At 67.8% G+C, this 20556-nt stretch carries 21 protein-coding genes; 11 read left to right on the plus strand and 10 right to left on the minus strand.

The features are described 5' to 3' along the window. From ACESMO_RS01765 to ACESMO_RS01780, 4 genes are all read left to right on the plus strand, one after another. Positions 1–120, plus strand: a 120-nt coding sequence (locus ACESMO_RS01765; RefSeq protein ID WP_372706167.1) for a transposase, incomplete at its 5' end; no start/stop codon positions are given. Positions 121–1084: 964 nt separating this feature from the next. After that, on the plus strand, positions 1085–2458 hold the full coding sequence (locus ACESMO_RS01770; protein WP_372706462.1) for a class II 3-deoxy-7-phosphoheptulonate synthase: 1374 nt from the start codon (positions 1085–1087) through the stop codon (positions 2456–2458). Further along, positions 2458–3042 carry a prephenate dehydratase domain-containing protein gene (locus ACESMO_RS01775; RefSeq protein WP_372706463.1) on the plus strand — a complete coding sequence of 195 codons (585 nt, stop codon included), beginning with the start codon at positions 2458–2460 and terminating at the stop codon, positions 3040–3042. Before ACESMO_RS01770 ends, ACESMO_RS01775 begins: the two co-directional genes overlap by 1 nt. A gap of 228 nt (positions 3043–3270) precedes the next feature. Next, on the plus strand, positions 3271–4041 hold the full coding sequence (locus tag ACESMO_RS01780) for a chorismate mutase (protein WP_372706464.1): 771 nt from the start codon (positions 3271–3273) through the stop codon (positions 4039–4041). 12 nt (positions 4042–4053) lie between these two features. Here ACESMO_RS01780 and panC read toward each other — a convergent pair whose 3' ends face one another. Next, positions 4054–4917, minus strand: coding sequence for a pantoate--beta-alanine ligase (gene panC, locus ACESMO_RS01785; RefSeq protein ID WP_372706465.1), 864 nt, complete (start codon positions 4915–4917; stop codon positions 4054–4056). A 76-nt stretch (positions 4918–4993) separates the two neighbouring features. Between panC and ACESMO_RS01790 the strand changes: the two genes are divergently transcribed. The 3 genes from ACESMO_RS01790 (at position 4994) to ACESMO_RS01800 (ending at position 7037) form a co-directional block, all read left to right on the plus strand. Then, positions 4994–5653, plus strand: a complete 660-nt coding sequence (locus tag ACESMO_RS01790) for an SPOR domain-containing protein (protein ID WP_372706466.1) — start codon at positions 4994–4996, stop codon at positions 5651–5653. Positions 5654–5778: 125 nt separating this feature from the next. After that, on the plus strand, positions 5779–6618 hold the full coding sequence (locus tag ACESMO_RS01795; protein WP_372706467.1) for a division plane positioning ATPase MipZ: 840 nt from the start codon (positions 5779–5781) through the stop codon (positions 6616–6618). Beyond that, entirely contained in the window at positions 6615–7037 is a 423-nt protein-coding gene (locus tag ACESMO_RS01800) for a molecular chaperone DnaJ (protein ID WP_372706468.1), read from the plus strand. Before ACESMO_RS01795 ends, ACESMO_RS01800 begins: the two co-directional genes overlap by 4 nt. A gap of 51 nt (positions 7038–7088) precedes the next feature. Here ACESMO_RS01800 and topA read toward each other — a convergent pair whose 3' ends face one another. The 7 genes from topA to ruvX all read right to left on the minus strand — a co-directional run bounded on the left by topA (position 7089) and on the right by ruvX (position 15057). Next, complete coding sequence (topA, locus tag ACESMO_RS01805; RefSeq protein ID WP_372706469.1) at positions 7089–9710, minus strand: type I DNA topoisomerase; 2622 nt, start codon at positions 9708–9710, stop codon at positions 7089–7091. A 94-nt stretch (positions 9711–9804) separates the two neighbouring features. Next, positions 9805–10899: a DNA-processing protein DprA gene (dprA, locus tag ACESMO_RS01810; protein WP_372706470.1), complete on the minus strand. Its 1095-nt coding sequence runs from the start codon at positions 10897–10899 to the stop codon at positions 9805–9807. Beyond that, positions 10896–11546 carry a glycerol-3-phosphate 1-O-acyltransferase PlsY gene (gene plsY / locus ACESMO_RS01815; protein WP_372706471.1) on the minus strand — a complete coding sequence of 217 codons (651 nt, stop codon included), beginning with the start codon at positions 11544–11546 and terminating at the stop codon, positions 10896–10898. The genes dprA and plsY overlap by 4 nt, the downstream gene beginning before the upstream one ends. A 16-nt stretch (positions 11547–11562) precedes the next feature. Then, positions 11563–12849: a dihydroorotase gene (gene pyrC, locus ACESMO_RS01820; protein ID WP_372706472.1), complete on the minus strand. Its 1287-nt coding sequence runs from the start codon at positions 12847–12849 to the stop codon at positions 11563–11565. After that, entirely contained in the window at positions 12846–13841 is a 996-nt protein-coding gene (locus ACESMO_RS01825) for an aspartate carbamoyltransferase catalytic subunit (protein ID WP_372706473.1), read from the minus strand. Before ACESMO_RS01825 ends, pyrC begins: the two co-directional genes overlap by 4 nt. 49 nt (positions 13842–13890) lie before the next feature. Continuing rightward, positions 13891–14391: an AEC family transporter gene (locus tag ACESMO_RS01830; protein WP_372706474.1), complete on the minus strand. Its 501-nt coding sequence runs from the start codon at positions 14389–14391 to the stop codon at positions 13891–13893. A gap of 189 nt (positions 14392–14580) precedes the next feature. Then, complete coding sequence (ruvX, locus tag ACESMO_RS01835; RefSeq protein WP_372706551.1) at positions 14581–15057, minus strand: Holliday junction resolvase RuvX; 477 nt, start codon at positions 15055–15057, stop codon at positions 14581–14583. A 72-nt stretch (positions 15058–15129) separates the two neighbouring features. Between ruvX and ACESMO_RS01840 the strand changes: the two genes are divergently transcribed. The 3 genes from ACESMO_RS01840 (at position 15130) to gatA (ending at position 17508) form a co-directional block, all read left to right on the plus strand. Beyond that, the gene (locus tag ACESMO_RS01840) at positions 15130–15654 is read left to right on the plus strand and encodes a hypothetical protein (RefSeq protein ID WP_372706475.1); all 525 of its coding nucleotides are present in this window, start codon (positions 15130–15132) and stop codon (positions 15652–15654) included. A gap of 86 nt (positions 15655–15740) precedes the next feature. Further along, positions 15741–16028: an Asp-tRNA(Asn)/Glu-tRNA(Gln) amidotransferase subunit GatC gene (gene gatC / locus ACESMO_RS01845; RefSeq protein ID WP_372706476.1), complete on the plus strand. Its 288-nt coding sequence runs from the start codon at positions 15741–15743 to the stop codon at positions 16026–16028. Between the two features lies 1 nt (position 16029). Next, positions 16030–17508 carry an Asp-tRNA(Asn)/Glu-tRNA(Gln) amidotransferase subunit GatA gene (gatA, locus tag ACESMO_RS01850; RefSeq protein ID WP_372706477.1) on the plus strand — a complete coding sequence of 493 codons (1479 nt, stop codon included), beginning with the start codon at positions 16030–16032 and terminating at the stop codon, positions 17506–17508. A 55-nt stretch (positions 17509–17563) separates the two neighbouring features. Here the strand turns inward: gatA and ACESMO_RS01855 are convergent, their stop codons facing one another. Continuing rightward, on the minus strand, positions 17564–17887 hold the full coding sequence (locus ACESMO_RS01855; protein ID WP_372706478.1) for a hypothetical protein: 324 nt from the start codon (positions 17885–17887) through the stop codon (positions 17564–17566). A gap of 102 nt (positions 17888–17989) precedes the next feature. Here ACESMO_RS01855 and gatB point away from each other — a divergent pair, with 102 nt between their 5' ends. Then, complete coding sequence (gene gatB / locus ACESMO_RS01860; RefSeq protein ID WP_372706479.1) at positions 17990–19507, plus strand: Asp-tRNA(Asn)/Glu-tRNA(Gln) amidotransferase subunit GatB; 1518 nt, start codon at positions 17990–17992, stop codon at positions 19505–19507. Positions 19508–19641: 134 nt separating this feature from the next. Here the strand turns inward: gatB and ACESMO_RS01865 are convergent, their stop codons facing one another. Beyond that, a complete protein-coding gene (locus tag ACESMO_RS01865) occupies positions 19642–20325 on the minus strand; it encodes a chromosomal replication initiator DnaA (protein ID WP_372706480.1) in 684 nt (227 codons plus the stop codon). Positions 20326–20556: the final 231 nt, after the last annotated feature.

Consider the following 20556-nt stretch of genomic DNA (forward strand, 5'->3'; position numbering starts at 1 on the left):
ATCGAGAACATGTTCGGCAGGCTCAAGGACTGGCGGCGCATCCACACCCGCTACGACCGATGCGCACACACCTTCATGTCTGCCATCACTATCGCCGCCACGGTGATCTTCTGGCTATGATCAATGAGTCCTGAGCCTAGCAGGCGCGGTCGCCAACGGCGGCCTAGTTGTGGGGGATCCCGACGGCAATCCCGATCCGATCGGGGTCAGATAGAATTGTCTCGCTGAGGTCTTGAAGCAACAGGAGGGGCGGCCTCATTGGGCCGCCCCTCCGCTAAAGCCGCCTATGAAGTTCGCAGCGAGAAGTCGAAAGCCGTATGGGCACCGTTCGGGGCCGACACGTTAACCAGTCGGGTCGGAAATTCCGCCGATCCGGCTACCGATTAAGTTTAGCGGTACAATCGTCCGCTCCCCACCCAAAGCTGTCATTCGGAGAGTCCGCTTCCGGATTGGGCGCAAAGACGTAGCCGCCGGGTTTCAGCGGACCCCTTCCTCCACCCGCCAGGGGAGAAGGGAAACGGTGACGCTGACCCTCGCGAACATAGTCGGGTTGGCGCGAAAATCTTCCACTCGATCAACGCCCTGTCCCTTTCCAGAACTCTATTCCTGACCCCCCTGAAATCGCGCGCATAATTCCCTCATCCCGTCGGTGGGGAGGGCGTCGGATCCAACGCCCCGATGTCGGCGGGCTGTGGTCGAGCGAAGAAGCCCGGGGGATGGAGACTTCGGGGGTCCTTGTGGTCGGTGATGGATGCCGCCTGCCTGCTCGCCGCGCGCTGAAGGAGTGGACCGCCGACACCGTCATGTCCCTCCCGCGTCGACGACAGCAATGTCGGCGGCGGTGATCCGGTAAGGCCCGAAGCAAGGGCCGCCAGCCGGAGGGCGCGTGGAAAACGGCTACGCGGGGCGGTCTGTCTCGTCGAAACGGTAAATCTATCCAAGCACCGGGCGAGGCCCGGCCGCCCCGCGCCCTCCCCAACCGCTTGTCCGCCGGCGGCGCAAAGCCATGCCCGGAGAAAGGGCCCCGACCTATGCGTCACGTCGGTTCATTGTCCCGGAACGGACGGCGGCCTATCTTGCGGGCATGAGTATGCGCTGGACCCCCGAGAGCTGGAGACAGAAGCCCGTCACGCATATGCCGACGGACTATCCGGACGCGACCGCCCTGGCCCGCGTCGAGGACGAGTTGCGCGCCATGCCGCCGCTGGTCTTCGCGGGCGAGGCGCGTCGCCTGACGTCGAAACTGGCCGAGGTGGAAGCGGGCAAGGCCTTTCTGCTTCAGGGCGGCGACTGCGCCGAGAGCTTCAAGGAGTTCTCGACCGACAACATTCGCGACACCTTCCGCCTGATCCTGCAGATGGCCGTGGTCCTGACCTTCGCGGGCCGCAAGCCGGTCGTGAAGGTGGGGCGGATCGCCGGCCAGTTCGCCAAGCCGCGCTCGTCTTCGCTGGAGACGATCGGCGACCAGACCCTGCCCAGCTATCGCGGCGACATCATCAACGGCATGGCCTTCACCCCCGAAGAGCGCATACCCGATCCCCAGCGCCTGCTGCGCGCCTACAATCAGTCGGCCTCGACCCTGAACCTGCTGCGCGCCTTCGCCGGTGGCGGCTATGCCGACCTGTACAACATCCACCGCTGGACCATGGGCTTCGCGGCCGACAGCGCCTACGGCGCCAAATACCGCGATCTGGCCGACAAGATCACCGAGGCCCTGGCCTTCATGGAGGCCGTCGGCGTCACGCCCGAGAGCCATCCCGACCTGAGCCGCGTCGAGGTCTTCACCAGCCACGAGGCCCTGCTGCTGAACCTTGAAAGCGCCCTGACGCGTCTGGACGGCAATACCGGCGAATGGTTCGACACCTCGGCCCACATGGTCTGGATCGGCGAACGCACCCGCCAGCTGGACGGGGCCCACATCGAGTTCGCGCGGGGCATCAGAAACCCGATCGGCCTGAAATGCGGACCGACGATGGAGCCGGACGATCTGCTGGCCCTGATCGACGTGCTGAACCCCGACAACACCCCCGGACGCCTGACCCTGATCGGCCGCTTCGGCGTGGACAAGGTCGGCGATCGCCTGCCGCGCCTGATGAAGGCGGTGAAGGCCGAGGGCCGCCGCGTCGTCTGGTCGATCGACCCCATGCACGGCAATACGCTCAAGGCCGGCAACGGCTACAAGACCCGGCCGTTTGAGCGTATCCTGGGCGAGGTGCGAGGCTTCATCAACGTGGCCGAGGCCGAGGGCGTCCACCCCGGCGGCGTCCATCTGGAAATGACCGGCCAGAACGTCACCGAATGCATCGGCGGGGCCCAGGCCTTGACCGAGGATGACCTGTCCAACCGCTACCACACCCATTGCGACCCGCGCCTCAACGCCGACCAGGCGCTGGAGCTGGCCTTCCTCGTGGCCGAACGGCTGAAGGCCGGACGGCGTTCGCAATCAGAGGCGGCATAGTGGTCGCGGGCGTCGGCGGACCCGAAAATGACGCCACGCGCGGTCGCTGCGCCTATCAGGGCGCGCCGGGCGCGTTCAGCCACGAAGCCTGCACCGATCTTCGACCGTGGGACGAGGCGGTCGCCTACGACACCTTCGAAGCGGCGATCGACGCGCTCAAGGCGGGAGAGGTCGGCTGCGCCCTGATCCCGGTCGAGAATTCGACGATCGGGCGGGTCGAGCCTGCGGCGTCTCTGGTGGACAAGGCCGGGCTGACAATCGTGTCCGAGGTCTGGCGGCCGATCCGTCTGGCGCTGATGGCACCGAAGGGCACCAACCTGCGCAGCGTCAAGACCGCCGAAAGCCATCCCGTCGCGCTGCGGCAATGCCCCGATTCTCTTGCGGCCCTGGGGATCGAGCCGGTCGAGGCCTTTGACACGGCGGGCGCGGCCCGGGCCGTCGCTGAAGCCGGCGACCTGACCCGCGCCGCCGTCGCCCCGGCGCGGGCGGCGGAAGTCTACGAATTGTCGATTCTGCGCAACGACATCCAGGATTCGGCCGACAACCGCACGCTCTTTGTCCTGCTCAGCGCCGCACCGGGTTGACGGCGCACGATCCGTGCGTCCATTGAGGCTCATGGTCCATCCTCAAGCCCTCGCTGCGACGGCATTGACCCGCGTTTTCGCGGTGGCGGGCCTGTATCCCTACGGCTTTCGATACGCCGGCTGAGGCTTTCGGGACGTCGTCCTGACGGCCTCGCCGGCGACCGCCCCGCGACGGGGCGGCGGCTCGCAAAACCCCCACGCCGCATCGACATCCGAAAGCCTGATCCCGTGCCCCATGCCCTGACGACGTCCGCCCTCCAGCACATCCGGCCCGCCTTGCCCGACGTCTCCGCCGAACAGATGGCGCTCGCCGCCCTGCGTCACGAGATCGACCTGCTGGACGACCAGTTGCTCGACCTGTTCCAGAAACGACTGTCCATCGCCGCCCGTGTGGGCAAGGCCAAGGACGCCCCGCTCGGCCCTCATGTGAAACTTCGCCCCGACCGCGAACAGGCCGTGCTCGACCGGGTCCTCTCCCAGGCCGATCCCGACCATCGCGAGGCGGTCGAAAGCCTGTGGCGGCAGATCGTCGGCTGGGGTCTGGCCCGTCAGGGGCGGATGGCGGTGCAGGTCTGGTCGCCCGTCGAGCCGACGCGGGCCTTCGACGGCGCGCGACTGCGCTTTGGCGCGGCGGCCGACATGCGCGCCGTGCGCGATCCCCAGGCCGCCTTGGCCTGGGCGGCGGAAGGCCAGGGCGTCGCGGTGCTGGCCATCAACGCGGGCGACCCGTGGTGGATCGGCCTGCGCCGCGAATGGAGCATGCTCAGCGTCTTCGACGGGTTTGGCGGCGATATCCCGACGGCGCTGGCGGTCGGTCGCATCGATCCGGCGGCCCTGCCGACCGGCCGCCGCGTCATCGTCGACGTCGGTGGTGACGCGGGGGACGGCGGCGGCATCCCCCGTCGGGGACTGGACACCCACCATGGCTGGACCCTCTCGCTGACCGAAGCGGCCCTGTCCGTCGGCTGTGACGAAGGCTGCGTCGGAGCGATCGGCTAGAGCGAAATCGGTCTAGCCCGCCGCCATATTGTCGATCAGCCGCGTCCGACCCAGCCAGGCGGCGGCGAGGACGCGCGCGGGTCCGTCGACGATCCCGCCCTCAAACGGCCTCAGGTTTTCGGACTTTCGCACGGCGACATAGTCCACGTGCGAGAACCCGGCGTTCAGCAGGGCCTCCTGCGCCTCGCGCTCGACGTCGCCCACGGCTCGTCCGGTCATGGTCCGTGCGGCCGCCTCGGCCAGCACGCCGTTCAACCGGCGCGCGATCGTCTGCTCTTCACCGGTCAGGTAGGCGTTGCGCGAAGACAACGCCAGCCCGTGGCCGTCGCGGACGGTCGGCATGCCGACGATTTCGGTAGGGATGTCCAGATCGATCGCCAGCCGACGAACAACCATCAACTGTTGATAGTCCTTCTCGCCGAACACGGCCACGTCCGGTCTGACCTGATTCAGCAGCTTGGCGACCACCAGGGCGACGCCGCCGAACATCTCTGGCCTCGCCACGCCCTCCAGTCCCTCGGCGGGCGCGCCGACGGAAACCGTCGTGGTGGCGTCGGCCGGATACATCTCCTCGACCGACGGCGCGTACATCAGGGCGCAGCCCGCGCCCGCCAGAAGCTCCGCGTCTCGGGTCTCCTGTCGCGGATAGGCGTCCAGATCCTCGTGCGCGGCGAACTGGGTCGGATTGACGAAGACGCTGGCCACCACCCGGTCGGCGCGAAGACCGGCCTCCTGCACGAGGGCCAAGTGGCCGTCATGCAAAGCGCCCATGGTGGGGACGAAGCCCACGGTGAACCCCTGCCGCCGCCAGTCGCTCACGGTCAGGCGCAGGTCCGCGATTGTCCGCGCGACGGGAAGGGCAGTGTGAGAGGCCATGGTGAACAGATTAACCTATTGCCTTAAGCGTTTTTGTTAACCGAGCTTCAAATCCCGGCGTGCCAATCTCCGCCTTATGACGCCGAGCCTCTTGATCCGTCCAGTGCTGGCCTGTTTCGCGGTCGCGACCCTGTCCGCTTGTGGCATGGTCGACAGCGATCCACATCGGTTCGAGAACCTGGCCCAAAGCGTGGCCGCCATCCCACTCAACGGACAGGCCCCGACGCGCGCTGCGACCGCGCCCCTGAAGTCTGCGGCCGACACGGGTCTTCGCCCGGCGCTCCGGGTCGAGGTCATGGACCCCCACGCCCTGTGGGACGCTCGCGACGGTGGACTGGGCGGCATGGCCCTCGAGGCCGCGCCGCAAGTCATCGCCGCCGCCGCGCCCGCCGTGTCTGACGCCATCATCCAGCGGGTCTCGACCCGGATCGATGGGGCCGTCGCCCGTGCCGGACTGCGCCCAGCGGTTGAGGCCCGTCCGGCCGTCGCCGCCAAGGCTCACCCGCTGGTCCAGATCGGCGCCTATTCCAGCCAAGGTTCCGCCCGCGCCGCCTGGACGCGGTTGCAGAAGGGCACCGCCTCTGCCGCGCTCGACGGCCTGACGCCGGTGTTCGAAGTCGTCGAGATCGACGGCCGCCGCCTGACGCGCTTGAAGGTGCGGGTTCCGGCCTCCGGGGCCGCAGCCGTCTGCGCCGCCGCCGGCATCGATGACCCGTGGTGCCGCCGCGCCGCCTGACGACGGCAATCGTCCGCATCCACAGGCCTGAGCGCCGCATTGCGTTGACGTGGCGGCCTCGTCCGACGATTCTGCCGTTCGTGGATCGCGCGGCGAGTCGGCGGTCGCCAACAGCAAGAGTCTCCATGTCTGACCCCACGGTCATCGTCGTCGGTAATGAGAAGGGTGGTGCGGGCAAGTCCACGCTCGCCATACACATCGCCACCGGTCTGCTGCACGCGGGCCGGCGGGTCGCCGTCATCGACCTGGACCTGCGCCAACGGTCGATGGCGAAATTCTTCGCCAACCGCGCCGCCTGGATGGCCGCCAACGAACAGGTCCTGCCCATGCCGATCGAGCCCGACATGGGCGACGGCAAGACGTTGGCCAAGGCAGACGAGGCAGAGCAGACCCGTATTTTCGAGGCCGCCTTCGCCCACGCCCGCGCCTCGGCCGACGTCATCCTGATCGACACGCCCGGCGGCGACACCCTGCTGTCGCGCATGGCCCACGGCCTCGCCGACCAGATCGTCACCCCGATGAACGACAGCTTCGTCGACTTCGACCTGTTGGGTCACGTTGATCCGGTCACTCTCGATCTGATCAAGCCCTCGATCTATTCAGAGAGCGTCTGGGAGGCGCGCAAACACCGCGCGATCAGCCAGGGCCGCAACGCCACCATCGACTGGATCGTAGTCGTCAATCGTCTCGCAGTCGCCGCCGCCCGCAACCGTCAACGTCTGGAAGAGCGGATTGAGAAGCTGTCCCGCCGTGTCGGCTTCCGCATGGGCCCTGGCCTGCGCGACCGCGTCATCTATCGCGAGCTGTTCCCGTTCGGCCTGACCGTCGCCGACCTGTCCAACGACGTTCGTCCGGTCTCGGTCTCGCTGGCCCACGTCGCCGCGCGGCAGGAGATGCGCAGCCTGATGCTGGCCTTGGGTCTCGATAGCGGCACGCTCGACGCGCCGCTCGACGCGGCGGCGTGAGCCCGATCTGGCTGGCCCTGGTCGGCATAGCCGTCTGGGCGCTGGTTCGTCTGGGACGTCAGAGCGAGGGCAGGGGGCGTGGCCATTGGCGCATCACCGCCACCCTGTTCAGCGCCGTCATGCTGGCCGGCGGGGTTCTGCTGGCGTTTCGCGGCGCCTGGCTGCCGGCCGCCGGCCTGATCGGCGCGGCCTTGTGGCTGACGATCGCGTCGCGTCAGAGGGTCGTGGTTGCGCGGCCGACGGAGACCCTGTCCGAAGCCGAGGCGCGATCGATCCTCGGCGTGCCCGCTGATGCGACGCCACAGGCCGTCAACGCCGCATGGCGCCACCTGATGGGTCGCGCTCATCCGGATCAGGGCGGCACCGAAGGCCTCGCCGCCCGCCTCAACGCGGCCCGGGACAGGCTTTTGAAAAGGTGACCCCAAAAAACCCGCTTATCCCGCTTTGCACAGGGACGAGCGGTAGGGATGTCAGGGTGCCGGCTTGGCGGCCTTCTTCACAGCGGGCTTTTTGGCCGGGGTCTTGCTGGCGGCCGGCTTCTTCACCACCGCCTTCTTCGCCGGTGCCTTCTTGCCCTTTGACGGAGCCGTCGCAGCGCGCGCGGCCAGCAAGGGCAGGGCCTCCTCCAAAGTCAGGTCTTCCGGCACCATGCCCTTGGGCAGGGTGGCGTTGATCTTGCCCGACTTCACATAGGGACCGAACCGGCCCGCCATGACGTGGATCGGCTCGCCCGTCTCCGGGTGAGCGCCCAGGTCCTTCAGCGGCACCGTGGCGGTTCCGCGACCGGCGAACTTGTCCGCCCGCTTCTCGGCCAGCAGCACGACCGCGCGGTTCAGCCCGACCTCGAATACCTCGTCGATGTCCGCGACGTTGGCATAGGTCCCCGCGTGCAGGATGAACGGCCCGTAGCGACCCAGCCCGGCCGTGATCATCTTGCCGTCTTCCGGGTGCGCCCCGACCTCGCGCGGCAGGCCCAGCAGGCGCAGCGCCGGTTCCAGCGTTAGCGACGCCGGCGACCAGCCCTTGGGCAGGGATGACCGCTTGGGCTTCTCCTCGCCTGGCGGCGTGGTTTCCACATACGGCCCGAACCGCCCGATCTTCAGCGACACCGGCTGACCCGTGACCGGATCGACGCCCAGTTCCCGGTCGCCGCCGTCCGCGCCGCCATCGGCCGCGTCAGGAGACGCCACCGGCCGCGTGTATTTGCACTCGGGATAGCGGGAACAGCCGACAAAGGCACCGAACCGGCTGGTCTTCAGACTCAGTTGGCCCTGTTTGCACAGCGGGCACTCGCGCGGATCTGACCCATCTTCCCGGGCCGGGAAGATGTGCGGGCCCAACGACTCGTTCAGGGCGTCGAGGATGGCAGTGGTGCGCAATTCGCCGGCTGCGCTCGTCGCTGCGTGGAAGTCCGTCCAGAACTCGCGCAGCAGCACCTTCCAGTTCAGATCGCCCGCCGAGACCTCGTCCAGCCGGGTTTCAAGCGCGGCGGTGAAGTCATACTCGACCCATTTGGCGAAGAACTCCTCCAGGAAGGCCGTGACCAGCCGCCCCTTGTCCTCCGGATAGAAGCGGTTCTTGTCCATGCGGACGTATTCACGGTCGCGCAGCGTGGTCAGGATCGATGCATAGGTCGACGGACGACCGATGCCCAACTCTTCCAGCTTCTTGACCAGCGTCGCTTCCGAATAACGTGGCGGCGGCTCGGTGAAATGCTGATCGGTGCGGATCGCTTCCACCTTGGAAACCGCGCCTTCCTTCAGCGCGGGCAGGCGGGTCGTATCGTCCTCGTCCTCGGCGCCGTCCTTGGGTTTTTCGTCGCGGCCTTCCTCATAAACCGCCAGGAAGCCGTCGAAGGCCACGACCTGACCTGTAGCGCGCAGGCCGGTCTGGCCGCTCGGCTCCTCGATCTCGACCGTGGTGCGGTCCAGACGCGCCGACTCCATCTGGCTGGCGATGGTCCGCTTCCAGATCAGTTCGTACAGCCGCTGCAGATCGCCATCGAGGCGGAGGGTCTCGGGCGCGCGGGCCATGTTGGTCGGCCGGATGGCTTCGTGCGCCTCCTGGGCGTTCTTGGCCTTCGTCTTGTAATAGCGCGGCGTTTCCGGAACATAGGCCGGGCCGAACCGCTCGCCGATGACCTCGCGCGCCTGGGCGATGCCTTCGGGGCTGACCGAAAGGCCGTCGGTCCGCATATAGGTGATCAGGCCCCCCTGATCGTCGACACCTTCATACAGCTTCTGCGCTGCCTGCATGGTGCGTTGCGCTGTGAAGCCCAGCTTGCGCGAGGCTTCCTGTTGCAGGGTCGAGGTCATGAAGGGCGGGGACGGCGCGCGCTTGACCGGCTTCTTCTCGACCGAGGCGATGGTGAAGGTCGCGGCGGCGATGGCGTCGCGCGCCGCCGTCGCCATGGCTTCAGAGGTAATGTCCAGCCGTTGCACCCGCTTGCCCGCGTGCTTTACCAGTCGGGCGGTGAAGGGCGGACTGTCGGCGGCCATGTCGGCCTCGACCGACCAGTATTCCTGCGCCTTGAACCGCTCGATCTCCATCTCGCGGTCTACGACGATGCGCAGGGCGACCGACTGCACCCGACCGGCCGAACGCGCGCCCGGCAGTTTGCGCCATAGCACCGGCGACAGGGTGAAGCCCACCAGATAGTCCAGCGCGCGGCGGGCCAGATAGGCCTCGACCAGCTCCATGTCGAGCTGGCGCGGATTGGCCATGGCCTCCAGCACGGCGGACTTGGTGATGGCGTTGAAGGTGACCCGCTCGACGTGCGTGTCGTTCAGCACCTTCTTCTTGGTCAGGATCTCCAGCACATGCCAGCTGATCGCCTCGCCCTCGCGGTCGGGGTCGGTCGCCAGTATGACGCGGTCGGCCCGCTTGGCGACTTCAGCGATCTCGCTGAGACGCTTGGAGGCCTTGGCATCGATCTCCCAGCTCATGGCGAAATCGTCATCGGGCAGGACCGATCCGTCCTTCGACGGCAGGTCGCGGACGTGCCCATAGGACGCCAGGACGGTGAAGTCCGGGCCCAGATACTTATTGATGGTCTTGGCCTTTGCGGGGCTCTCGACGACGACGAGATTCATGCGGGGAGGGCGCTTTCAGCGAGGCCGGGAAGGGGCGGGAACGTGGTTGTCGCGGGGGCCGCTGTCAATCGGCGCCGCAAATCATCTGGCGGGATCAGCTGGAAACCAGCCCGCCGGGCAGCAGCGTGGCCCTACCGGCGAGGCTCAATTCGAGCAGGGCGGCGGCGACCGGGCCGATCGGCGCGTCCAGTGCGCGCGCCAGTTCGTCCCGAGGCGTCGGTGTTGGCGACAACAGCGCGGCGACTTTTCCCATCAAGGCTTCATCCACTTTGTCAGGCGCGCCGGCGAAGGGGTCGTCCGCCGCCGGCTCGCGCAGGGTTTGCAGGGTGGAGAAGGCGCGCTCCACGTCCTCAAGCCCCTCGCATAGGATCGCGCCCTGTCGGAGCAGTTCATTCGGCCCCCGTGAGCGCGGGTCCAGCGGCGAGCCCGGCACGGCGAAGACGTCGCGGCCCTGTTCCGCCGCCAGACGGGCGGTGATCAGCGAGCCGGACCTCAGTTCGGCTTCCACCACGATGACCCCGCGCGACAGGCCCGAAATGATGCGGTTGCGCCGCGGGAAGTCCTTCGCCTGGGCACGGGCGCCCACGGGGCTCTCTGAGACAATGCAGCCCTGTTCAGCGATCTGGCGGTACAGGTCGGCGTTGTCGGGAGGATAGACGTCGTCCACACCGCCGCCCAGCACGGCGACGGTCCCGGTCGCCAGCGCCCCGGCGTGCGCCGCCCCGTCGATGCCGCGCGCCAGGCCGGAGACCACCACATGCCCGGCCTCCCCGAGCTGCTGCGAAAGACCGCGCGCGATCCTCTGACCGCCCGCCGAGGCGATCCGCGCGCCGACCACGGCGATACAGGGGCGGTTCATCAGGCCGAAGTCGCTCAGCGTCCACAACAACGGCGGCGGCGGGTCCAGCGCGGCCAGCGGTTCGGGAAACTCCGGATCGCCCAGGACCATCAATCGGGCGCCGATGCGAGCGCCGGCCTCCAGTTCGGCTTCGATGGAGTCCAGGCTAGGGATCGCATGTCCGCTCGACCCGCCGCGCCGGATCAGATCGGGCAGGGCCTCAAGCGCACGCCGGGCACCGCTGAACCGGTCCAGCAGTTGTCGGAAAGTGACCGGTCCGACCCCTTCCGTCCGCGCCAGACGCAGGCGGGCGAACCGCTCGGCCTCGGGCAGAGCGGCGGGCGGCCTCACGGCGTCTTAGCTCCGATGCGGGGCTCCGTCCCCTTCAGCAGGCGGGCGATATTCTCATGGTGCCGAATCCAGATCAGCGCGGCCGTGAAGATCACCAGCAGCGGGATGGGCGAGGCGGCAGGCAGGCCCAGGGCTTCGACCGGCAGCAGGGCATATACGGGCGAGGCCGCAGTGGCGATCAGGGCCGCCAGCGAAGACATCCGCAACAGCGCCGCGACCAGCAGCCACGTCGCGCCCGCCAGCAGCCCCAGCGGCCAGGCCGCGGCCAGCAACAGGCCGAAGAAGGTGGCGACGCCCTTGCCGCCCCTGAACCCCAGCCAGACCGGAAACAGGTGACCGATAAAGGCCGAGCCGCCCGCGATCGCCGCCGCGACATCGCTGTCGAACAGGGCCTTGGCGACCAGAAACGCCACCGCGCCCTTGCCGGCGTCGAGGAACAGGGTCGCGATCGCCAGATCCTTGCGGCCGGTGCGCAGCACATTGGTCGCGCCGATGTTGCCCGAACCGATCTGGCGCACGTCTCCGGCCCCGCCCGCGCGGGTCAGGATCACGCCGAAAGGAATGGACCCCAGCAGGTATCCGCCCGCCGCCACGAGCGCGAGCGTCCCCCATTCGAGTGCTTCTGGTGGGCCGACCAGATCCTGCAAACTGATTCGCTCCCTCTTAGCGTGCGTCGTGGACGATGCGTCCGCCGACGATTGTGAGCAAGACCCGACCTTGCAATCGGCGTCCGTCGAAGGGGGAGTTCTTGGATTTGGACTTCAAGGCGTCGGCGTCGATGACGACCGGTGCGCCGGGATCGAACAGGATCAGGTCGGCGGGCGCTCCCTTGTCGAGGACGCCGGCGTCCAGCCCCAGCAAGGTTGCAGGACCCTGTGTCAGCGGCCGCAGAATGTCGAGAAGCTCCAGCCCGTCCTCATGGTGCAGGGTCAGGGCGGCGGGCAACAGGGTCTCAAGCCCGACCGCGCCCGGTACGGCTTCCGCGAACGGGCGGCGCTTGTCCTCGGCCGGAGCGGGCGCGTGGGCCGAAGTGATGGCATCAATCAGGCCGTCACGCACCGCCTCGATTAGCGCCTGCCGGTCGCTCTCGGGCCGCAGCGGCGGGTCCAGCCGGTAGAAGGTGCGATAGTCGCCGATGTCGATTTCGTTGAAACACAGATGGTTGATCGACACGGAGGCGGCGACCTCCAGACCCTTGGCGCGCGCGCGCGCCAGCGTCTCCAGCGCTCCCTCGGTCGAGATCTGGTCGACCAGGAACCTGGCGCCGGTCTGTTCGACCAGGGCCAGATCGCGCTCCAGCTGGATGCGTTCGGCGATCGCCGGGGCCGAGGCCAGTCCCAGACGCATCGCCAGTTCGCCCGACGTCGCCACGGCACCTTCGCTCAGCCACGGATCGGCCGGACGGCACGAAATGAGGGCGTTGAAGGCGGCGGCGTAGCTCATCAACCGTTGCAGGGTGCGGGTGTTGGCGATCACCGCGTCGACATCGGTAAAATAAAGCGCCCCAGCCTCGTCCATCAGGCCGATCTCGGCCATCCGCACCCCATCGCGCGCCTTGGTCGCCGCCCCGGCGGCGCGGACATTGACCAGACCCAGCGCGGCACCGCGCCGCTGGATGAATTCGATCATCGCTGGATCGTCGATGGCCGGGTCGGTGTCGGGCTGGATGACGATGGTGGTGACGCCGCCCGCCGCCGCCGACAGGCTGGCCGACTTGAGCGTCTCCTTGGGTTCTGCCCCCGGCTCGCCAGCCTTGACGCGAATATCGATCAGTCCGGGCGACAGGCACAGGCCCTGCGCGTCGACGACGTCTACTCCCTCGGGTGCGGTCGCGCCGTGGCCGCGGCCGACTTCGCGGATCCGGCCGTCCTCGATCAGCACGGAGCCGGGACCGTCATACTCGGACGCGGGATCCAGCAGGCGGGCGTTCAGGATGGCGATCACGCTCATGCCGCGCCCCCCTCGCGCCGGGCCGAGAGCGCGGCCAGCACCGCCATTCGCGCCGCGACTCCCATCTCGACCTGATCCTGGATCAGCGACACGGTCAGGTCGTCGGCGACGTCGGAATCGATCTCCACGCCCCGGTTCATCGGCCCCGGATGCATGACCTTTGCCCCGGGATTGGCCCAGGCCAGCTTTTCGCGGTCGAGACCCCAGAAGCGGAAATACTCGCGGGTCGAAGGCACCAGCGCGCCCTCCATCCGCTCCAGCTGGAGGCGCAGCATCATGACCACGTCGCAGCCCTTCAGCCCCTCGCGCATGTCGTGGAAGACCTCGCAGCCCCAGCGGTCGGCGTCGCCCGGCACCAGCGTGGGCGGCCCGATCAGCCGCACTCGCGCGCCCATCATCGACAGCATTGCCACGTTCGACCGTGCCACGCGGCTGTGGGCGATGTCGCCGCAGATCGCCACCGTCAGCGCACCCACGTCCCCGAACGCCCGGCGCAGGCTCAGCAGGTCCAGCAGCGCCTGGGTCGGATGCTCATGCCGCCCGTCCCCGGCGTTGACGACGGCGCAACCGACCTTCTGAGCCAGCAGGGCCGCCGCGCCCGAGGCCCCGTGGCGCACCACCAGGACATCCGGCTTCATCGCGTTCAGCGTGGCCGCCGTGTCAATCAGTGTCTCGCCCTTGGCGGCGGACGAGGTGCGCGGGCTGAGCGTCGTCACGTCGGCACCCAGCCGCTTGGCCGCGATCTCGAACGAAGCGCTGGTGCGGGTCGAGTTCTCGAAGAACAGGTTCATCACCGTGCGCCCGCGCATCAGGTCCAGCGACTTGGCGGATTGACGGTTGAAGTCGACGAAGGCGTCGGCCAGGTCCAGCAGGGGTGGGACGGTGGCGGCGTTCAGATCACCGGCGGCGAGGAAATGATCGCGTGGGAACGGGGACAACCGCTCCATGATCGTTTCGGTGAGGCGGCCCTCGGGCATGGCGATCTGGCTCATCGAGACCCGCCTATAGGGCTGAGTCCGCCAGAACGGAAGCGCCGCGTCCTCAGAGGTAGCCAAACACGGCCAGCAGGATCAGGATGGTGAAGGCGCTGACTACGGTCATCAGGGGCACGACCCCCGCCATCAGCCCCAGGGCGATGGCCCCGAGCCCCATCAGATCAAGCGTGGCCATCAGCAGGTCCGGTCGTGGCACGCCCGCCAGATTGAGTGCTGCCCCGGTTCCGCAGGCCCAGATGATCGGATTTCGAGCCAGCGACGTCAGGGCCAGCCGCCAGCCGCCGCCCTGACCCGCGCGCCACCGCGCCAACGCCAGCAGGCAAACCACGTTCAGCGCCGGGGCCAGCACGCCGAAAGCCACCGCCGCCGTTCCCAGCCCCTCTTCGCCGAACACCGCGCCCGCGACGGGCAGGAAGACAAAGCCGTACCAACGGATCACGCCCTGGCCCACGCTGGTGAAGGCCGGATCGCTGATCCGCAGCAGCGGTTTGGCCAGCACGGTCAGCAGGGCCACCGTCAGGGCCACCGCCACCGTGGCCATGGCCACGGGCCCCGCCCCCCCGCCCGCGAAGTCGGCCCGCCGCAGCGCCGGGATCAGAAAGGCCGGGCAGAAGACGAAATAGGTCAGCCGTTCGACCGCGCGCCAGCCGTCGTCGGTAAGGAAGTCCCGCTTCTTTCAGACCCCAACCCAGGGCGATCATGGCGAAGAACGGCACGATTCCGGTGAGCAGGACGCTTATCGCGGGGGCGGGCTCCGCAGCCGGTCCAGCGCCCCCTGCAGTATCCAGGCGGCCGCGGTGCGATCCACCACGTCGGCGCGGCGCTTGCGGGTCAAGTCCAGTTCGCCGATCAGGAAACGCTCGACCGCGCTGGTCGAGAGCCGCTCGTCCTGGAAGGCGCAGGGCACGGCGCGGATGCGTTGCAGGTTGCGGGCGAAGGCGCGGCACGACTGCGCCCGCGGTCCCTCGGTCCCGTCCATGTTCAACGGCAGGCCGATCACCAGCCCCGAGGCCTTGCGCCCGTCCATCAGCTTGAGCACCGCATGGGCGTCATCGGTGAATTTCGTCTTGCGGACCAGCGACAGCGGGCTGGCGATCATCCGGGTGGCGTCCGACGCGGCCACGCCGATGGTCTTCTCGCCGAGGTCCAGCCCCAGCCATGGCGTGCCCGGCGGAGTGGAGGCGGCGAGGTCTTCGAGCGATAGAACTGTCACGGCTTGGCGGTAGGACTGGCGAGCCGCCCTGTCAAAGCGCAAGGTGGACTATCGTCGATGGGGGAACATCCGATGAAGCCAGTCACCTTCCTTGTCGCGTTGGCGGGCCTCGCCGCCTGTGACGCCCAGGTCGAAACCCGCAAGACGGCCGTGCCCGCCGCCGAACAGTCGGCCCCGACCGCCGCCGCCGCGCCCCTGACCGCCGCCGGCCCAGCCGCTATTGTCCAGCCCGACGCCGACGAAGGCCAGCAATGGGCCGCCGCAGTGGTCGAACTGACCCCGCTGACGCGCCAGGGCGACCGGACCGTCAAACTGTTCGGCACGGCCGGTGGCGATCCGGCCATGAACGGCCTCTACACACACATCGCCTTCTTCGATGCTCCGGCCGAGGGCTGGCGCGTGTTCCGCATCGGCGACTTCCTCGATTATCGCTTGCTGTCCGAGGCCCCGGGCCGGGTCGATCTGGAGATCGACGAAAGCACCATGGACGAGGCGTCCGGCAACATCGGCAGCCGCACACTGCGTGTCATCGTCGGCTGGGCAGTCGCCACGGACGGTGCCGCGCCTGCCACGGTGACAGTCACACCGGCGCAATAGCGTCAGAATCCTTGTGAAACCGGGGCCGGAACGCTAATCCCGCCCGTTCTGGTTTTCGCCCAGAGTTCAAAAATGTGGAGGGCCGTATGGCCATCGACGCCGCGACCGTGCGCCGTGTGGCGCACCTCGCCCGCATCAAGACCCCCGAGGACCGGCTTGAGCCGCTGGCCGCCGAGCTGAACGGCATCCTCGCCTGGATCGAACAGCTCAACGAGGTCGACGTCGACGGCGTCGAGCCTATGACGTCGAATGTGGCCCAGCCCCTGCGCCTGCGCGACGACGTCGTCACCGACGGCGACAAGGTCGCAGACGTGCTCGGAAATGCGCCGCGGTCCGCCGACGGCTTCTTCGTGGTTCCGAAGGTGGTCGAATAGAATGTCCGACCTGACCAGACTGACCCTCAAGGCCGCGCTCGACGGCCTCAAGGCCCGCGACTTCTCTTCGGAAGAGATCACTAGGGCTTTCGTCGCCAATATCGACGCCGCCAACCCGCGTTTGAACGCCTTCATCGTCCAGACCACGGACAAGGCCCTCGCCATGGCCCGTGCCTCCGACGCGCGGCTGGCGAAGGCCGAGGGCGGGGCGCTGGAAGGCGCGCCGCTGGGGATCAAGGACCTGTTCTGCACCGACGGCGTCCAGACGACCGCCGGCTCCAACATGCTGCGCGGCTTCGTGCCGCCCTATGAGTCCACCGTCACCGCCAACCTGTGGCGCGACGGCGCGGTCATGCTCGGCAAGCTCAACATGGACGAGTTCGCCATGGGCTCGTCCAACGAGACCTCGGCCTTCGGTCCGGTCGTGAACCCATGGAAGTCAACCACTTCCAACGCCGACCTGACCCCGGGCGGCAGTTCGGGCGGCTCGGCCTCGGCCGTCGCCGGCGACCTTTGTCTGGCCGCCACGGCGTCGGACACCGGCGGCTCGATCCGCCAGCCCGCGGCTTTCACCGGCACGGTCGGGATCAAGCCCACCTATGGCCGCGCCAGCCGTTTCGGCATGGTCGCCTTCGCCAGTTCGCTGGATCAGGCCGGGCCGATCACGAAGACGGTCGAGGACGCCGCCATCCTGCTGCGCTCCATGTGCTCGTTCGACGTCAAGGACTCGACCAGCCTCGATGTCGAGACGCCGGACTGGACCCAGTCCCTGAACAAGGGCGTCAAGGGCCTGCGCATCGGCGTGCCGAAGGAATACGTCGTCGACGGCATGCCCGCCGAGATCCAGGCGCTGTGGGACCAGGGCGTGGCCTGGCTCAAGGCAGGCGGTGCCGAGATCGTCGAGATCAGCCTGCCGCACACCAAATACGCCTTGCCAGCCTATTACATCATCGCCCCGGCCGAGGCCTCGTCCAACCTGGCCCGCTATGACGGCATGCGCTTCGGCCACCGCGCCGAGGGTACGACCAGCCTGACCGACCTCTATGAGACCAGCCGCGCCGAGGGTTTCGGCAAGGAGGTCCAGCGCCGCCTGACCATCGGGGCCTATGTCTTGTCGGCTGGATTCTATGACGCCTATTACGTCCGCGCGCTCAAGGTCCGCCGCCGCATCGCCATGGATTTCGACGCGGTCTGGGACAGGGTCGACGCCATCCTGACGCCATCCACGCCGTCGGCCGCCTTCGCGCTGGGCGACAAGCAGATCGACCCGCTGCAGATGTATCTGAACGACATCTTCACCGTCACCGCCAACCTCGCCGGCCTGCCGGGTATTTCGGTGCCCGCGGGCGTGGACGCAGGCGGCCTGCCGCTCGGCCTCCAGGTCATCGGCAAGGCGCTGGACGAGGCGACCGTGTTCCAGGTGGCCAGCGCGCTGGAGGATGCGGCGGGGTTTGTCGCGAAGCCGGAGAAGTGGTGGTGAAGCCGAAAACTCCCTCTCCCTTCTGGAGAGGGAGTCGAGGTGAAGGCGTCTAATCCTACGCCGCCGGGAGCGCCTTGAGGTCAGTGTCGATCTTGTTGATCAGCTCTTCGGTGACAGCGCCTTGGGACATCGGAGCGATCTGGATCAGGGTGAAATTCTCGAACTGTGACAGTCCCGGAAATTCCGAAATACCCGGCATGTGCTTTTCCATGACAGCCTTGGTCTGCGGATTGGCGAGCAAAGCCTTGATCGGGCTGTTGATCGTCGGCCGGGCAGCAGCCGGTGCGGTCTGGGGCGCGGCGGGCGCCGTCTGGGCGGCGGCGGTGCCGGCGAGGGCGAGGACAGCCAGAGCGGCCGCGGCGGCGAAGGTCTTGGTCATGGTCTTGGTGAACTCCCGATGAGAGCCGGAGCAAAGCCGGTTTCCGTGACGAGCTCAAGACGGGAACTTTATCTGCGCGTCGCTCGGCGCTAGGACAGCGGCATGACCGACACACCGACCACCTCCAAACTTATCCGGGGCCGGACTGGCCCTTGGAAAATCGTCATGGGGCTGGAAATCCACGCCCAGGTGGCGTCCAAGGCCAAGCTGTTCTCGGGCGCGGCCGTGGGCTTCGGCGCGGGGCCGAACGAGCAGGTGTCACTGGTCGACGCCGGCTTTCCCGGCATGCTGCCGACCCTGAACGGCCACTGCGTCGAACAGGCGGTCCGCACCGGCCTCGGCCTCAATGCGCAGATCAACAGGCGCAGCCAGTTCGACCGCAAGAACTATTTCTACCCCGACCTGCCCACCGGCTATCAGATCAGCCAGCTTTATTTCCCCATCGTCGGCGAGGGCGTCGTCGAGGTCGAGGCCGAGGACGGCTCCTTCTTCAACGTCGGCATCGAACGCCTGCATCTGGAGCAGGACGCGGGCAAGCTGATCCACGATCTGTCGCCGACCGACAGCTACGTCGACCTGAACCGCGCGGGCACGGCCCTGATGGAGATCGTGTCGCGTCCGGACATCCGTTCTCCCGAAGAAGCCGTGGCCTACGTCAAGAAGATCAGGACCATCCTGATCTATCTGGGCACCTGCGACGGCGATATGGAGAAGGGCAATCTGCGCGCCGACGTCAATGTCTCGGTCTGCCGCGAGGGCCAGTATGCCAAATACAAGGCGACCGGCGACTTCAGCCATCTGGGCACGCGCTGCGAGATCAAGAACGTCAACTCGTTCCGCTTCATCTCCCAGGCGATCAACTATGAGGCCCGTCGCCAGATCGAGATTCTCGAAGAGGGCGGCAAGATCACTCAGGAGACTCGCCTCTATGACGCGACGGCCGGAGAGACTCGCTCGATGCGCTCCAAGGAAGAGGCGATGGACTATCGCTATTTCCCGGACCCCGACCTGCTGCCGCTGGAGCTGGAACAGGCCTGGATCGACGGCATCAAGGCCTCGCTGCCCGAACTGCCGGACGAGAAACGCCGCCGGCTGATGGCCGACTACGGCCTGTCGCAATATGACGCCGTGGTGCTGATCTCGGAACGGGCCAAGGCCGACTATTTCGAGGCGGCGGCCCAAGATACCGGGAGTGGGCGCAGGGACGCCAAGCTGGTGTCCAACTGGGTGACGAATGAGCTGTCCGCCCGCCTCGCCGCCGACAATCTGGACTTCTCGGAAAGCCCGGTCCCGGCGGCGCACGTCGCCGAACTGGTGGCCCTGATCGAGGAAGGCGTCATCTCGTCGAAGATCGCCAAGGAGGTCTTCGACCACGTCTGGGCCGGCGAAGGCTCGCCGCGTCAGGTGGTCGAGGCGCGCGGTCTGGTCCAGGTCAACGACACGGGCGCCATCGAGAAAGCCGTCGACGACATCATCGCCGCCAACCCCGACAAGGCCGCCGCCGTGGCCGAAAAGCCCCAGGCCCTCGGCTGGTTCGTCGGCCAGGTCATGAAGGCCACCGGCGGCAAGGCCAACCCGGCGGCGGTGAATGACATCCTGAAGGCCAGGCTGGGTCTTTAGGGCCGGGGCCCCCTCCGTCTCGCCGGCGACGCCGTCGATCCACCTCCCCCGACGGGGGAGGATTCAAGCCCGCATTCCTCCCCTAACGGGGGAGGGGGACCGCGCGAAGCGTGGTGGAGGGGGGTCCGCAGCCGTCACTCAAACAACTCCCCGCTCTCCGCTGCCCCCTCCACCGCCTCCCGCGCCAGCGCCCGGGTCACAGGCTTGTGCAGGGCGTCCAGCCGCTCGACCACTTCGGCCGCCGCCGCCGCCGAGCGGTCGATCCTGCGCAGCAGATAGGGCACGACGTCCTTCTGCGGGCGGATGCCCCGCTCAGCGAACCGGGCGTCCAGCATGGCCGCCAGCACAGCGTCGTCGGGCGCCTCTATCGGGATGGTCCGGACCGCGTCCAGCCGCGAGCGCATGTCGGGCAGGGCCACCGCCCAGCTCGACGGCCCGGACCGCGCCACCAGCAACAACGCCCCGCCCGGGGCCTGGGCGAGGTTGATCAGATGGAACAGGGTCTCGTCATCGACGTCGCAAGCCGGATCCAGCAGCACCGGCCGCCCGTCCAGCTCCATCGGATCGATCAGCGCCGCCTCGGCCCCGTGAATGGCCACCGCCCCGACCCGTTCGGCCCAGACCTGCGCCAGCCGGCTCTTGCCGCAGCCCGCCGGCCCGCAGATCGCCATCACCCCGCCGATCAGGTTCGGCCAGTCCGCCACCGCTTCCACCGCAGAGCGATTGCAGTCCGACACCACGAACCCGACCTCGCCCTCGGGCAGGTCGCGTTGCAGCGGCAGGCGCATCTGGTCAGCGGGTGTCGGGCGGGCGGTCATTGCGGAACAGCTATAGCAGACGTCGGTCGAGGTTCCGTCCCCGCCGGTGGACAATGCCTTTCGGCTGTGGAGACTTCGTGGGGAATTCGGAGACAATTTCCCGGATAATTTCAGCGACAGGGAAGACAAACAATAGCCTTGTCCATCATCTGGCCAACCTTGACTTTCCGGGGTGATGATGCGCCCTTCCGGCCTCCCGAATTGCGGCCCTCGCCGCCCCTGATCCAAGAC

Origin of the sequence: Brevundimonas sp., assembly GCF_041688735.1 — a bacterium.
Classification (GTDB): domain Bacteria; phylum Pseudomonadota; class Alphaproteobacteria; order Caulobacterales; family Caulobacteraceae; genus Brevundimonas.

Excerpts from the sequence above, each read along its gene's own strand:
- ACESMO_RS01770 (WP_372706462.1), top strand. The coding sequence starts at position 1,085 with ATGAGTATGCGCTGGACCCCCGAGAGCTGGAGACAGAAGCCCGTCACG.
- panC (WP_372706465.1), bottom strand. The coding sequence starts at position 4,917 with ATGGCCTCTCACACTGCCCTTCCCGTCGCGCGGACAATCGCGGACCTG.
- ACESMO_RS01790 (WP_372706466.1), top strand. The coding sequence starts at position 4,994 with ATGACGCCGAGCCTCTTGATCCGTCCAGTGCTGGCCTGTTTCGCGGTC.
- ACESMO_RS01795 (WP_372706467.1), top strand. The coding sequence starts at position 5,779 with ATGTCTGACCCCACGGTCATCGTCGTCGGTAATGAGAAGGGTGGTGCG.
- topA (WP_372706469.1), bottom strand. The coding sequence starts at position 9,710 with ATGAATCTCGTCGTCGTCGAGAGCCCCGCAAAGGCCAAGACCATCAAT.
- pyrC (WP_372706472.1), bottom strand. The coding sequence starts at position 12,849 with ATGAGCGTGATCGCCATCCTGAACGCCCGCCTGCTGGATCCCGCGTCC.
- ACESMO_RS01825 (WP_372706473.1), bottom strand. The coding sequence starts at position 13,841 with ATGAGCCAGATCGCCATGCCCGAGGGCCGCCTCACCGAAACGATCATG.
- ACESMO_RS01840 (WP_372706475.1), top strand. The coding sequence starts at position 15,130 with ATGAAGCCAGTCACCTTCCTTGTCGCGTTGGCGGGCCTCGCCGCCTGT.
- gatC (WP_372706476.1), top strand. The coding sequence starts at position 15,741 with ATGGCCATCGACGCCGCGACCGTGCGCCGTGTGGCGCACCTCGCCCGC.
- gatA (WP_372706477.1), top strand. The coding sequence starts at position 16,030 with ATGTCCGACCTGACCAGACTGACCCTCAAGGCCGCGCTCGACGGCCTC.
- ACESMO_RS01855 (WP_372706478.1), bottom strand. The coding sequence starts at position 17,887 with ATGACCAAGACCTTCGCCGCCGCGGCCGCTCTGGCTGTCCTCGCCCTC.
- gatB (WP_372706479.1), top strand. The coding sequence starts at position 17,990 with ATGACCGACACACCGACCACCTCCAAACTTATCCGGGGCCGGACTGGC.
- ACESMO_RS01865 (WP_372706480.1), bottom strand. The coding sequence starts at position 20,325 with ATGACCGCCCGCCCGACACCCGCTGACCAGATGCGCCTGCCGCTGCAA.